This window comes from Rhodococcus sp. Z13_19A, from assembly GCF_058133575.1.
The window spans coordinates 208,313-221,792 of record NZ_JBYUNN010000001.1 but is presented as its reverse complement, the minus strand read 5'-3'; the positions used below and the strand labels follow the sequence as shown (position 1 = coordinate 221,792).

The following is a 13,480-nucleotide window of genomic DNA, read 5'->3' as shown; positions in this document are numbered from 1 at the left end:
GACGCCGTCGGGTTGTTGCACTGAGCTGTGATCACCCCAGTGCCGGGGATGGCCCCGGCACGTTTCGACCCCTGAAAGTGGAGGTCTACCGTGGCGAACATCAAGCCGCTCGAGGACAAGATCCTCGTCCAGGCCAACGAGGCTGAGACGACGACCGCCTCCGGCCTGGTCATCCCTGACACGGCCAAGGAGAAGCCCCAGGAGGGCACCGTCGTCGCAGTCGGCCCCGGCCGCATCAGCGAGAAGGGTGACCGCATCCCCGTGGACGTCGCCCCCGGCGACGTGGTCATCTACAGCAAGTACGGCGGCACCGAGATCAAGTACTCCGGCGAGGAGTACCTGATCCTCTCGGCCCGCGACGTGCTGGCCGTCGTCAGCAAGTAAGAAGCCTCCACGCCCCGCCCCGGCGGCCCGGTTCACTGAGCCGAGCCCCGGGGCGGAGCGCATTGATCACGTCACGCACGGATCTCCACCGGTGCGGGGTGGTCCCCGCACAGAATCCACCAGGCGCCAGCGGCGCCGAACTTCCCGGACAGGGAGCATAGGAACAACATGGCGAAAGAGATCGAGTTCAACGAGACCGTCCGCCGCGCGATGGAGCGCGGCGTCGACAAGCTCGCCGACGCAGTCAAGGTCACCCTCGGCCCGCGCGGCCGGCACGTGGTGCTGGCCAAGAGCTTCGGCGGACCGACGGTCACCAACGACGGTGTGACCATCGCTCGCGAGATCGACCTCGAGGACTCCTTCGAGAACCTCGGCGCGCAGCTGGTGAAGAGCGTCGCGACCAAGACCAACGACGTCGCCGGCGACGGCACCACCACCGCGACCGTGCTGGCCCAGGCCATGGTGCGGGCGGGGCTGCGCAACGTCGCTGCCGGTGCCAACCCGATGGCCATGGGCAAGGGCATCGAGGCCGCTGCGGCCAAGATCGCCGAGACCCTCATCGAGCGCGCCACCCCGGTGGTCGGCGCCGAGGCCATCGCCCAGGTCGCCACCGTCTCCTCGCGCGACGAGGGGATCGGCCACATGGTTGGCGAGGCCATGACCGTGGTCGGCGTGGACGGCGTCGTCACCGTGGAGGAGTCCTCCACCCTGGCCGACGAGCTCGTGGTGACCGAGGGCGTGCAGTTCGACAAGGGCTACATCTCGCCCTACTTCGTCACCGACACCGAGTCGATGCAGGCTGTGCTCGAGGACGCCTACATCCTGCTGCACCGCGAGAAGATCAGTGCCCTCGCCGACCTGCTCCCGCTGCTGGAGAAGATCGCCGAGAGCGGCAAGCCGGTCCTCATCATCGCCGAGGACATCGAGGGCGAGGCCCTGTCCACCCTGGTGGTCAACTCGATCCGCAAGACCGTCAAGGCCTGCGCGGTCAAGGCGCCGTTCTTCGGCGACCGCCGCAAGGCGTTCCTGGACGACCTGGCGGTCGTCACCGGCGGCACGGTCATCACCGCCGAGGTGGGCCTGACCCTCAAGGACGCCGGTCTGGACTCGCTGGGCCGCGCCCGCCGCATCGTGGTCACCAAGGACGACACCACCATCGTGGACGGTGCCGGCACCGAGGACGACATCGCCGGCCGGGTGGCGCAGCTGCGTCGCGAGGTCGAGGAGACCGACTCCGACTGGGACCGCGAGAAGCTCGAGGAGCGCCTCGCGAAGCTGGCCGGTGGCATCGCCGTGGTCAAGGTCGGTGCGGCCACCGAGACCGCGCTCAAGGAGCGCAAGCACCGCGTGGAGGACGCTGTCGCGGCCGCCAAGGCTGCGGTGGAGGAGGGCATCGTCCCCGGCGGCGGCTCCGCGCTGGTGCACGCCTCCCAGGTGCTGTCCGACAACCTCGGCTTCACCGGCGACGAGGCCACCGGCGTCGGCGTCGTGCGCACCGCGCTGTCGGCCCCGCTGTTCTGGATCGCCAGCAACGCCGGCGAGGAGGGCTCGGTCATCGTCAGCAAGGTCGCCGACCTGCCGCAGGGCCAGGGCTTCAACGCCGCCACCCTCACCTACGGCGACCTGATCGCCGACGGCGTGGTGGACCCGGTCAAGGTCACCCGCTCCGCCGTGATCAACGCCGCCTCCATCGCCAGGATGGTGCTCACCACCGAGAGCGCCGTCGTGGAGAAGAAGGAGCGCGAGCCCGAGGAGGCCGGCAACCACGGGCACGGCCACGGTCACGGTCACTGACCCACCGGGCACCAGATTCACCAGGTAGGCACTGACGGTGCCGACCAGAGGGCCGCTCTCCCGTCTCGGGGGAGCGGCCCTCGTCCGTCCGGTCGGACTTCGGCGACCTCGCGAGGACGGACGCCCGCACACCACCAGGCAGGGGACACAGTGGACAGCGTGATCGACAACCCGGACACCGTGCTGTGGCAGGCGGCCTTCGGCGGCTGCCCGGAGCGCGCCGTGCTCCCGGAGCCCTCCTCCCAGCACGGTCGGTGGTGGCGAGCGGTCGCGCTGGGCGGGCAGGGCCGGTACGCGGCTGCGGAGGCTGAGCTGCGGCTGGTGACCGCCGGGGCCGGCACCGACTCGTTGGCGTCCCTGGCCAGCAGCACCCGGGCGTCGCACCTGCGCCAGCTGGGCGGCCACACGGCGGCCAAGCCCTGGGACGGGCGTGCCCTGCTGCTGGCTGGGTCGGCACCGGAGTCCGCGGCCGCGCGCTGCGACGCGCTGCTGGGACTGGCCGCGGACGCCCTCGGCAGCGCTCAGGTACGAGTGTCTCAGCGGCTGCTCGCCCGCTGTCGGGACGAGCTGGACGTTGCCGAAGAGCTGGGTGCCGAGCTGGCCTCTGCCGAGGCGGGAGCAGGGTGGCGCGCCCGCCTGCGGTGGCACTGGGTGAGCGCCGAGACCGCGCTCTGCGCCGACGACACCGCCGGGGCCCGCGAGCACGGGGAGCTGGCCGACGCGCTGGCGCAGCGGTGCCCGTCGGTGCGGCACCAGGTGAAGTCGCGGCTGGTGCACGCCGCGGCGCGTGGCACGGACGGCGGTGCGCCGCTGGCCGCGGAGGTGCTCGCCCAAGCCCACCACCACGGGCTGCTGCCGCTGGAGTGGGCGGCCGGGATGCTGCTGCGGGCGCTGCAGCCGACCGGGTCGGCGCGCGCCGAGGCCCTGGGGGTGGACCTGGCCGCCGCCGAGCAGCGCCTGGCCCGTCGGGGCGGCCCGTTGCGCTGAGCCTCGCCGGTGCTTGTCTGGCCAAGGTCGTGATTCCGGAGGGCCCCAACGACTACGGTGTGAACAGCGGAGAAGATCCGGGCTCCGACCGCTGTCTCCACCACGTAGCGCGTGGAGGTGTAACGCTGGAGATAACAGACGCGATGGACATAGCGGGAGACAGGTTGGATGCCGACGCCTCCGCTGCCGCGCGCGGCGACCGGGTCGCTCTGGCTCGTCTCCTGGAAACGATCCGTCCCATTGTCGCCCGGTACTGCCGGGCGCGAGTGGGCTCTTCGCAACGGGGCTACGTCTCGGCGGATGACGTCGTCCAGGAGGTGTGTCTCGCCGTGATCACAGCGCTCCCGCGCTACCGCGACGAGGGCCGTCCGTTCTTGGCGTTCGTCTACGGGATCGCCTCGCACAAGGTCGCCGATGCTCACCGCGGCGTCGCTCGAAACAAGTCGGAACCGGTGGCCGACGTACCTGACACCCCGACTGAGCTGGACGGTCCGGAGCAGCGGGCACTGGACTCCGAGGCTGCCCGGCGGATGACGGTCCTGCTGGACACGCTTCCGGAGCGCCAGCGCGAGATACTGGTGTTGCGGCTGGTGGTGGGAATGTCCGCCGAGGAGACCGCGGCAGCGGTGGGCAGCACCGCCGGTGCGGTCCGCGTGGCCCAGCACCGAGGACTGGCCAAGCTCAAGACGACGCTAGCGGCAACGACGGAAGGAGATGACCTGCGATGAGCGACGAGCCACGACGCCCCGACGACTTCCAGGCATCGGACCTTCCGGTGCCCGAGAACCTTGCCGACCTGCAGGCGGACGAGGACCTGATCCAGTCCCTGCAGCGGTTCGAGACCCGACCCGGCGACGACACCCTGGCCCAGATGGTCCTCGCGTGGCGGCGCGACGTCGAGTCCGAGCCGCTGCCCGTGCAGCCTGACCTGTTCACCGCGGAGAGCGCGCTGGCCACGGTGCAGCGCCCGGCCCACCGCCGCCGGCTGCTCACTCCGGTCACCGCCGCTGCTGCAGTCGTGGGCATCGCCCTGTCCGGCGTGGCGCTGCTGGCCCACGACGCACGGCCCGGCGACACGTTGTGGGGCGTCACCCAGGTGGTCTACGCCGAGCACGCCAAGTCCGTGGTGGCGGCCGACCAGGCCCAGAGCGACCTGCAGGTCGCGGCCCGGGAGATCCGCGCCGGCTCACCCGCCGCCGCGGCGGAGGCGCTGAGTCGTGCCGGCGAGGCGCTGCGCTCGGTGGGTTCCGGAGAGGGCCGCGAGCTGCTCGCCACCCTCTACGTGGCACTGTCGGCGCAGGTGGCCCACACCGGTGCGCCGGCCGTCCCCGCCCCGGCACCGCCGAGCACCACCCCACCGAGCCCGGCCACCACCACCCCGCCGGACCCCACCACCAGCACCACACCGGGCGCAGGGTCCTCCACCACACCGCCCAGGACGACCACCGAGCCGACCGCCACCCGTGGCACCACCAGCCCGCCGTCGCCGTCGCCCTCGCCGGCCAGCCCCACCCTGACCGAGACGGTGGTCGTGCCGCCGCCGGCCACCGTGCCCCCGCCGGAGGTTGTGCCAGCTCCGGGGACCACCACCACCGAACCGCCGCTCCCGTCACCGCCTCCGCCGGTCACCACCGACGAGCCACTGCCGCCGTCGACGATCCTGGACACCCCGGCCGCGCCGGACACCAGCGAGCTCACCCCGAGCGGCGCCACGCCCAGCGGGATGACCTCCAGCAGCACCGCGACCACCGGCTTCACCACGGTCCAGCCCGGCGGTTGAGCGGCGGTTCGTGGCGATTCTGGTCACTCTGTGACGAGGTAGTCACTGAGCCGCGACAAGGCAGCACAGTGCGCCCCCACCCGCTGGGTGGGGGCGCACTGTCGTGGTGCTGGCAGCCCCGGACTGCTCCTCCGAGGGGAGCCGCCGGCTAGGAGCCGATCGGGTCGTTGCCGGTGACCGCGTCGGCGTAGCCGCGGCAGTAGTCCCAGGTGACGTAGGAGTCAGGCTGCGGATCGTAGGCGGGCTCGTGCGGGCGCACCGTGCCGTCCACGAGCAGCTGCAAGAGGTTGGCGCGCAGCATGTCCCAGTCGTGGTAGTGCTCCTGCTGGCAGTCCTCGCAGGAGACCACCAGGCCGCGCACGCCACGGTGGCCCAGCAGGGCCTCGTAGACGGCGAGGTCGGCGAGGTCCTCCTCCACCGCGTGGCGCTCCTCGTCGTCCAGCGGCTCGCCGGGCTCCAGCGCATCCAGGGCAGCAGAGGGGTCCGCCGGGTCGCCTGCGAAGGGGTCGGGCGGCAGTCCAGGAGGCAGTTGATCACGCACGCCTACACGGTACGCAGGAGAAGGCCCGAACTGCTAGCCGATACGATGCAGGTCTAGCACTTCGGCCCCGATGGGGCCGGCTGGGCGAGCGTGGGCAAAGCAGGAGGCCGAACTGATGAGCAGTGCAGCAGGACCCGTTCACACCGGGGGAGACGACCCGGGCAAGGTCGCGATGCTGGGGCTGACCTTCGACGACGTGCTGCTGCTGCCGGCAGCGTCGGAGATCATGCGCAACGAGGCGGACACCTCCACCCAGCTGACCAAGGGGATCCGGATCAGCGTCCCGCTGATCAGCTCGGCGATGGACACCGTCACCGAGTCGCGGATGGCCATCGCGATGGCCCGCGTTGGCGGCATGGGAGTGCTGCACCGCAACCTCTCGTGGCAGGACCAGGCCACCCAGGTGGAGACGGTCAAGCGCTCCGAGGCCGGCATGGTCACCGATCCGGTGACGTGCTCGCCCGAGGACACCCTGGCCACGGTCAACGCGATGTGTGCGCGCTTCCGCATCTCCGGGCTGCCCGTCACCGACGACGCCGGCGCGCTGGTCGGCATCATCACCAACCGCGACATGCGCTTCGAGCCCGACCAGAACCGCAAGGTCGGCGAGGTGATGACCCGGGCGCCGCTGATCACGGCGCAGGTCGGGGTCACCGCGGAGGCCGCGCTCGGCCTGCTGCGCCGGCACAAGCTGGAGAAGCTGCCGATCGTGGACGGTGACGGTGCGCTGCGCGGACTCATCACGGTCAAGGACTTCGTCAAGACCGAGAAGTACCCGGACGCCACCAAGGACCGCGACGGCCGCCTGCTCGTCGGTGCCGCGGTCGGCATCGGCGACGACGCCTGGCAGCGCTCGATGGCCCTGATCGACGCCGGGGTGGACGTGCTCGTGGTGGACACCGCGCACGGGCACAGCCGTCCGGTGCTGGACATGGTGGCCAAGCTGAAGTCCGAGGTCGGTGACCGCGTGCAGGTGATGGGCGGCAACGTCGCCACCCGCGAGGGCGCCGCAGCGCTGGTCGAGGCCGGCGCGGACGCGGTCAAGGTCGGGGTCGGTCCCGGCAGCATCTGCACCACCCGGGTGGTCGCTGGCGTGGGCGCCCCGCAGGTCACGGCCATCCTGGAGGCGGCTGCTGTGTGCCGGCCTGCTGGTGTGCCGGTGATCGCCGACGGTGGCCTGCAGTTCTCCGGCGACATCGCCAAGGCGCTCGCCGCCGGGGCGAGCAGCGTGATGCTCGGCTCCCTGCTGGCCGGCACCGCCGAGTCACCGGGTGAGCTGGTGCTGGTGGGCGGCAAGCAGTTCAAGACCTACCGAGGCATGGGCTCGCTGGGCGCCATGCAGAGCCGGGGGCAGACCCAGTCCTTCTCCAAGGACCGCTACTTCCAGGACGACGTGCTCTCCGAGGACAAGCTGGTTCCGGAGGGCATCGAGGGCCGAGTGCCCTTCCGGGGCCCGCTGGAGCAGGTGACGCACCAGCTCATCGGCGGTCTGCGCTCGGCCATGGGCTACACCGGCTCGGACACCATCGAGCAGCTGCAGCAGGCCCGCTTCGTGCAGATCACCGCAGCAGGGCTCAAGGAGAGCCACCCGCACGACGTCACCATGACCGTCGAGGCGCCCAACTACGCCAGCCGCTAGCCGGCCAGCCGCGCTGGACCGCCCGACGCTCGTCGGGCGGTCCACCTCCCTGAGCACCAGTCCCTGAGCACCACCTGACACCCCAGAAAGGGGCGCACGTGCGCGACCTCGTTGAGATCGGCATGGGCCGCACCGCCCAACGCACCTACGAGCTGAACGACGTCAACATCGTTCCCTCCCGCCGCACCCGCTCCTCCAAGGAGGTGTCGACGGCCTGGCAGCTCGACGCCTACCGGTTCGAGGTGCCCGTGCTGTCCCACCCCACCGACGCAGTGGTGTCGCCGGCGATGGCCATCGAGCTGGGTCGCCAGGGCGGGCTGGGGGTGCTCAACGCGGAGGGGCTGTGGGCCCGGCACGCCGACGTGGAGTCGCAGCTGGAGCGGGTCACCGACCTGGCCGCACGCGCCCACGACCCCTCGGAGGTCATCCGCCTGCTGCAGGAGCTGCACGCCGCGCCGCTGCAGCCGGACCTGCTGGCCGAGGCCATCGCCAAGGTGCGCGCCGCCGGGGTCACCACCGCGGTGCGGGTCAGCCCGCAGAACGCCGCGTCGCTGACCCCCACCCTGCTCGCCGCAGGAATCGACCTGCTGGTGGTGCAGGGCACCATCATCTCCGCCGAGCACGTGGGCCGGGAGTCCGGCAAGCCGGACGCGCTCAACCTCAAGACCTTCATCGCCGAGCTGGACATCCCCGTGGTGGCCGGCGGCGTGAGCGACCACCGCACCGCGCTGCACCTGATGCGCACGGGTGCCGCGGGCGTGATCGTCGGCTACGGCGCCTGCGAGGGTGCCACCACCACCGGTGACGTCCTGGGCATCGGCATCCCGATGGCCACCGCCATCGCCGACGCCGCCGCGGCGCGCCGGGACTACCTGGACGAGACCGGCGGGCGCTACGTGCACGTCATCGCCGACGGCGACATCTACGGCGCCGGGGACATGGCCAAGGCGATCGCCTGCGGTGCCGACGCCGTCATGCTGGGCGCTCCGCTGGCCGCGGCTGCCGAGGCGCCGGGAGCCGGCTGGTACTGGCCCTCCGCCGCCGCGCACCCCTCCATGCCCCGTGGCGCGGTCATGCCGGTGGCGGTGGCGCAGAACCGCCCCCCGCTGCAGCAGGTGCTCGCCGGCCCCTCGGACGACCCGTTCGGCACGGTCAACCTGGTCGGTGGACTGCGTCGCTCCATGGCCAAGGCCGGCTACTCCGACCTCAAGGAGTTCCAGCGGGTTGGGCTGTCCGTCCGGGCCTGACCCGGCTGCCGGACCTCCCGTGCCCTTCCGGACGAACGTTTCCGGTGGCCGGGTTAAGGTGACACCCGTTCACAGGTAACTGACGTTCGAGCGGGTAGGAGCACGGGTGAGCAAGCCACCGGGACAGCAGACGGACTACGACGTGCTGGTGGTCGGGTCCGGCTTCGGCGGCAGCGTCGCTGCCCTGCGGCTGACGGAGAAGGGCTACCGCGTCGGCGTGCTCGAGGCCGGCCGCCGCTTCGCCGACGAGGACTTCGCCACGACCTCCTGGGACCTGCGCAAGTACCTCTGGGCGCCCCGGCTCGGCTGCTTCGGCATCCAGCGGCTGCACCTGCTGCGTGACGTGCTCATCCTGGCCGGATCCGGTGTGGGCGGCGGATCGCTGGTCTACGCCAACACGCTGTACCAGCCGGGTGAGCCGTTCTTCCGGGACAAGCAGTGGGCGCACATCACCGACTGGCGGGCCGAGCTCACCCCGTTCTACGAGCAGGCGCAGCGGATGTTCGGCGTGATCTCCAGCCCGAACATGACGCCGTCGGACCACGTGATGAAGGCCGTCGCCGAGGAGATGGGGGTGGGCGACACCTTCGGCCCCACCCCGATCGGGGTCTTCTTCGACAAGCCCGGCGAGCGCACGGCCGATCCCTACTTCGGCGGCGTGGGACCGGAGCGCACCGGGTGCACCGAGTGCGGTGCCTGCATGACCGGCTGCCGGGTGGGCGCCAAGAACACCCTGGTGAAGAACTACCTGGGGCTGGCCGAGCGGGCCGGCGCCGAGGTGCTGCCGCTGACCACGGCGACCGCCGTGCAGCAGCGCGCCGACGGCACCTGGGCCGTCACCACCGAGCGCACCGGTGCCTGGGCCCGCAAGCACCGACGCACCATCACCGCTCAGCAGGTGGTGCTGGCGGCGGGCACCTGGGGCACCCAGAACCTGTTGTTCGCGATGAAGGACTCCGGCGTGCTGCCGAAGCTCTCGCCCAAGCTGGGTGAGCTCACCCGCACCAACTCCGAGTCGATCGTCGGTGCCGGGCGCTACACCGTCGACCCTGATCGCAACTTCAGCACCGGCGTGGCCATCACGTCCTCCTTCCACCCCGACGAGATGACCCACATCGAGCCGGTGCGCTACGGCAAGGGGTCCAACGTGATGGGCCTGCTGCAGACGCTGCAGACCGACGGTGGTGGCCGGGTGCCGCGGTGGGCGAAGTTCCTGGGCTCGGTGGCCCGCCACCCCGTCCTGTTGCTGAAGATGCTGCCGGTGAAGCGGTGGAGCGAGCGCACCATCATCGCGCTGGTGATGCAGAACCTGGACAACTCCATCACCACCTTCACCAAGCGGGGCCTGTTCGGCCGCAAGCTCAGCAGCAGGCAGGGCCACGGCGAGCCCAACCCCAGCTGGATCCCGGCCGGCAACGACGCCGTGCGCCGGATGGCCAAGCAGATCGACGGCATCCCGGGCGGCACCTGGGGGGAGATCTTCGACATCCCCCTGACCGCCCACTTCCTGGGCGGCTGCGCCATCTCCGACTCCCCGGAGAACGGCGTGATCGACCCGTATCACCGGGTGCACGGCTACCCGGGCCTGAGCATCGTCGACGGTGCCGCGATCTCGGCGAACCTCGGCGTGAACCCGTCGCTGAGCATCACCGCCCAGGCCGAGCGCGCCTTCTCGCTGTGGCCGAACAAGGGTGAGGTGGACCGCCGGCCGAGCCAGGCCGCGCCCTACCAGCGCCTGGCGCCGGTGGCTCCGGTGCGCCCGGTGGTGCCCGCCGACGCCCCCGCAGCCCTGCGGCTGCCGCTGACCGTGGTGAACCCGGCCACCAAGACCGACACGGCCGTGAAGGCGAGCTGAGCCGGTCTCTAGGCTGGGGCCCGTGCCCGAGAACTCCGAGAACCCCGAACAGCTGCTGGACGACGCCCACCCGGTGCTGGTGGTCGACTTCGGCGCCCAGTACGCGCAGCTGATCGCGCGCCGGGTCCGCGAGGCGCAGGTCTTCTCCGAGGTGATCCCGCACACCACCTCCGTGGCGGACATCATCGCCCGCAAGCCCGCGGCCGTGGTGCTCTCCGGCGGGCCCTCCAGCGTCTACGTCGAGGGCGCGCCGCAGCTGGACGCGGAGCTGTTCGACGCCGACATCCCGGTGTTCGGCATCTGCTACGGCTTCCAGGCCATGGCCGGCGCGCTGGGCGGCACCGTCGCCCACACCGGCACCCGGGAGTACGGCCGCACCGACCTGGCCGTGGCGCCCGAGCCCGGCCTGCTGCACGCCGGGCTGCCCACCACCCAGCCGGTGTGGATGAGCCACGGCGACGCCGTCACCGCCGCCCCGCCCGGCTTCACCGTCACCGCCACCAGCTCCGGCGCCCCGGTGGCCGCGTTCGAGGACCGGGCCCGGCGCCTGGCGGGCGTGCAGTACCACCCCGAGGTGCTGCACTCACCGTTCGGCCAGGAGGTGCTGCGGCGCTTCCTGGTGGACGTGGCCGGCATCGAGGCGTCCTGGACCCCGGCCAACATCGCCGACGCCCTGGTGGCCCAGGTGCGCGCCCAGGTGGGCGACAAGCGCGCCATCTGCGGTCTCTCCGGCGGGGTGGACTCGGCGGTGGCCGCCGCGCTGGTGCAGCGCGCCATCGGCGACCAGCTCACCTGCGTGTTCGTCGACCACGGCCTGCTGCGCGCCGGTGAGCGTGAGCAGGTGGAGAACGACTTCGTCGCTGCCACCGGCGCCAAGCTGGTGACCGTGGACGCGGTGGACACCTTCATGGCCGCCCTGGCCGGCACGTCCGACCCGGAGACCAAGCGCAAGGCCATCGGCCGGGAGTTCATCCGCAGCTTCGAGGGTGCCACCGCCGAGGTGCTCGGCGACGCCGCTGAGCACGGCGAGAGCGTGGACTTCCTGGTGCAGGGCACGCTGTACCCCGACGTGGTGGAGTCCGGCGGCGGTACCGGTGCTGCCACCATCAAGAGCCACCACAACGTGGGCGGGCTGCCCGACGACCTCGAGTTCCAGCTGGTGGAGCCGCTGCGCCTGCTGTTCAAGGACGAGGTGCGGGCGGTGGGCCGCGAGCTGGGCCTGCCCGAGGAGATCGTCTCCCGCCAGCCCTTCCCCGGGCCGGGCCTGGCCATCCGCATCGTCGGCGAGGTGACCCTGGACCGCCTGGAGACGCTGCGCGCGGCCGACCTGATCGCCCGCGAGGAGCTCACCGCGGCCGGGCTGGACAAGGAGATCTGGCAGTGCCCCGTGGTGCTGCTGGCCGACGTGCGCAGCGTCGGCGTGCAGGGCGACGGCCGCACCTACGGCCACCCCATCGTGCTGCGTCCGGTGAGCAGCGAGGACGCCATGACCGCGGACTGGACGCGCCTGCCCTACGACGTGCTGGAGCGCATCTCCACCCGCATCACCAACGAGGTGGCCGAGGTCAACCGGGTGGTCCTGGACGTGACCAGCAAGCCGCCGGGCACCATCGAGTGGGAGTGACACCCGGCCGCTGAGCCCTGGGCTCAGTGCTGGTGGTGCTTCTTGCGCATCGGCGCGGCCACCAGCAGCACACCGACGCCGACCACGACGGCGACGGCGACCCACCGGCCCACACCGGCGTCGGGGCGGTTCTCCAGCACCCAGGGAATGAGCCCGGTCAGCGCGGCCACGCTCACCAGCAGCGCCACGACACCCGCCAGCAGCAGCACCACCGACGGCCGGCGTGCCTCGGTGCCCACCTCGGTGGCGCTCGGGTCTGGCTGGTCCACGGTGTGCGCTCCTGGGTGGTCAGGGATCGGGTCAGTGGTGCTGGGCTCGACGGTCGGCAGCGGCTGTTCGGCCTCGCGGGGGAGCTGGTCGCCTGGGTAGTCCTCGTGCTCAGCCACGGTGCACCTCCACGTTGCCGATGCCGGAGCGGATGGAGACGTCCAGGGTCGGGCCCTGCAGGCCCTCGTTGGACGGGGTGTCGCAGCGGGTGTCGCCGATCCCGGACTCGCACGTCAGCGTCACCGGCACGTCGCGGGGCAGCAGCACCGTCACGTTGCCGATGCCGCCGCGGACGTTCACCTCGCTGTTGCCGGTCAAGGTCAGGCTGGTGAGGTCGAGCAGGGCGTTGCCCACCCCGAACTGGTAGCTGTCCTGCAGCTGCTCGGGCGTCTGCACCACCAGGTTCTGGTTGCCGACGCTGTGCAGCGGGCCCACGTGGTCCACCGCCGAGGCGATCACCACGAACGCGATCAGCGGCCCGGTCAGCGGCAGCAGCCCCCAGCCGCGGCGGCGGAATGCCCCGACCACCAGGCCGGCGCCGATCACCGCCAGGCCGATGGCCCCGATGCGCGCCGGAGTGAGCCACTCGGTGTCCGCGGCCAGCCGCACCGCGATGGCGGCGCCCACCAGGATCAGGGCGAGTCCCAGCGTCACCGGGGTGTGCCGGGAGCGCCGCCTGGGCGGTGCCGGGGGTGCGGGCTCGGGCAGGTCCCAGGCGAACGGCGCGGCCCCCAGCGGGTCCCAGCTGGGCGGCGCCTGTTGCCCGCTGCCCGCGGCCGCGGCCGGCTTGGTCAGGTCGACCTTGGGCGCGGGCGGTGGCGGCGGGACGGGCTGGCGGCGGTGCATCAGGCACAGCGCGCCGAGCATCAGGGCCAGGCCCAGCACGCCGCTGCCCCCCACGTCCTGCCAGAACGGCGCGCCCACCACCCCCGACCAGGTGAAGACGCAGGCGACGACCAGGACGATGGCGTGGTGGCGCGACATCGAGCTGCGCCCCTTGCCGGCCATCGCCTCGGCCGCGGACACCTCGTCGCCGGCCGCGGGCAGCAGCAGCCACAGCGCCAGGTACAACGGGATGCCGGCGCTGCCGAAGAGGGCGGACACCACGAACGCCACCCGCACCAGGACCGGGTCGACGCCGTAGCGGTACCCGATGCCGGCGCAGACCCCGCCGATCTTCCCCTCGGCGCGCAGCCGGTGCGGACGGGTCCGCCACATCTCCTGCAGCAGCGAGCTCAGCTGGGGTGCCTGGGTGCCTGGTGTGGTCATGTCGGCAAGCGTGCGCGCTGGTGACCCCCCTGCACATCAGTGATCACCCTGAACTTCACCGCGCCAGATGTCGGGGCTGAGCCCGGGTCCCCA

At 72.0% G+C, this 13,480-nt stretch carries 12 protein-coding genes; 9 read left to right on the top strand and 3 right to left on the bottom strand.

The features are described 5' to 3' along the window. Positions 1-90 precede the first annotated feature (90 nt). The 5 genes from groES (at position 91) to AC3YNX_RS01030 (ending at position 4,945) form a co-directional block, all read left to right on the top strand. The gene (gene groES, locus AC3YNX_RS01050; RefSeq protein WP_127783936.1) at positions 91-384 is read left to right on the top strand and encodes a co-chaperone GroES; all 294 of its coding nucleotides are present in this window, start codon (positions 91-93) and stop codon (positions 382-384) included. A gap of 168 nt (positions 385-552) precedes the next feature. After that, positions 553-2,178, top strand: a complete 1,626-nt coding sequence (gene groL, locus AC3YNX_RS01045; RefSeq protein ID WP_489994358.1) for a chaperonin GroEL — start codon at positions 553-555, stop codon at positions 2,176-2,178. Positions 2,179-2,337: 159 nt separating this feature from the next. Next, a complete protein-coding gene (locus AC3YNX_RS01040; RefSeq protein ID WP_489994357.1) occupies positions 2,338-3,165 on the top strand; it encodes a hypothetical protein in 828 nt (275 codons plus the stop codon). Positions 3,166-3,308: 143 nt separating this feature from the next. Beyond that, on the top strand, positions 3,309-3,893 hold the full coding sequence (locus AC3YNX_RS01035) for a sigma-70 family RNA polymerase sigma factor (RefSeq protein WP_127783934.1): 585 nt from the start codon (positions 3,309-3,311) through the stop codon (positions 3,891-3,893). Next, a complete protein-coding gene (locus tag AC3YNX_RS01030; protein WP_489994356.1) occupies positions 3,890-4,945 on the top strand; it encodes a hypothetical protein in 1,056 nt (351 codons plus the stop codon). The genes AC3YNX_RS01035 and AC3YNX_RS01030 overlap by 4 nt, the downstream gene beginning before the upstream one ends. A gap of 148 nt (positions 4,946-5,093) precedes the next feature. On the opposite strand, the gene AC3YNX_RS01025 is transcribed toward AC3YNX_RS01030, so the two are convergent. Beyond that, entirely contained in the window at positions 5,094-5,486 is a 393-nt protein-coding gene (locus tag AC3YNX_RS01025) for a DUF5319 domain-containing protein (protein ID WP_127783932.1), read from the bottom strand. A 115-nt stretch (positions 5,487-5,601) separates the two neighbouring features. On the opposite strand from AC3YNX_RS01025, the gene guaB reads away from it, so the two are divergent. The 4 genes from guaB (at position 5,602) to guaA (ending at position 11,851) form a co-directional block, all read left to right on the top strand. After that, on the top strand, positions 5,602-7,125 hold the full coding sequence (gene guaB, locus AC3YNX_RS01020) for an IMP dehydrogenase (RefSeq protein ID WP_127783931.1): 1,524 nt from the start codon (positions 5,602-5,604) through the stop codon (positions 7,123-7,125). 98 nt (positions 7,126-7,223) lie between these two features. Further along, a complete protein-coding gene (locus AC3YNX_RS01015; protein ID WP_127783930.1) occupies positions 7,224-8,372 on the top strand; it encodes a GuaB3 family IMP dehydrogenase-related protein in 1,149 nt (382 codons plus the stop codon). A 106-nt stretch (positions 8,373-8,478) separates the two neighbouring features. Next, entirely contained in the window at positions 8,479-10,227 is a 1,749-nt protein-coding gene (locus AC3YNX_RS01010; RefSeq protein WP_489994355.1) for an FAD-dependent oxidoreductase, read from the top strand. Between the two features lie 22 nt (positions 10,228-10,249). Continuing rightward, on the top strand, positions 10,250-11,851 hold the full coding sequence (guaA, locus tag AC3YNX_RS01005; RefSeq protein WP_277601701.1) for a glutamine-hydrolyzing GMP synthase: 1,602 nt from the start codon (positions 10,250-10,252) through the stop codon (positions 11,849-11,851). A 23-nt stretch (positions 11,852-11,874) separates the two neighbouring features. Here the strand turns inward: guaA and AC3YNX_RS01000 are convergent, their stop codons facing one another. Together AC3YNX_RS01000 and AC3YNX_RS00995 are read right to left on the bottom strand one after the other, a co-directional pair. Continuing rightward, entirely contained in the window at positions 11,875-12,237 is a 363-nt protein-coding gene (locus AC3YNX_RS01000; protein ID WP_489994354.1) for a hypothetical protein, read from the bottom strand. Further along, positions 12,230-13,387 carry a PspC domain-containing protein gene (locus AC3YNX_RS00995; protein WP_489994353.1) on the bottom strand — a complete coding sequence of 386 codons (1,158 nt, stop codon included), beginning with the start codon at positions 13,385-13,387 and terminating at the stop codon, positions 12,230-12,232. Before AC3YNX_RS00995 ends, AC3YNX_RS01000 begins: the two co-directional genes overlap by 8 nt. Positions 13,388-13,480 lie beyond the last annotated feature (93 nt).

Excerpts from the sequence above, each read along its gene's own strand:
- groL (WP_489994358.1), top strand. The coding sequence starts at position 553 with ATGGCGAAAGAGATCGAGTTCAACGAGACCGTCCGCCGCGCGATGGAG.
- AC3YNX_RS01035 (WP_127783934.1), top strand. The coding sequence starts at position 3,309 with ATGGACATAGCGGGAGACAGGTTGGATGCCGACGCCTCCGCTGCCGCG.
- AC3YNX_RS01030 (WP_489994356.1), top strand. The coding sequence starts at position 3,890 with ATGAGCGACGAGCCACGACGCCCCGACGACTTCCAGGCATCGGACCTT.
- guaB (WP_127783931.1), top strand. The coding sequence starts at position 5,602 with ATGAGCAGTGCAGCAGGACCCGTTCACACCGGGGGAGACGACCCGGGC.
- AC3YNX_RS00995 (WP_489994353.1), bottom strand. The coding sequence starts at position 13,387 with ATGACCACACCAGGCACCCAGGCACCCCAGCTGAGCTCGCTGCTGCAG.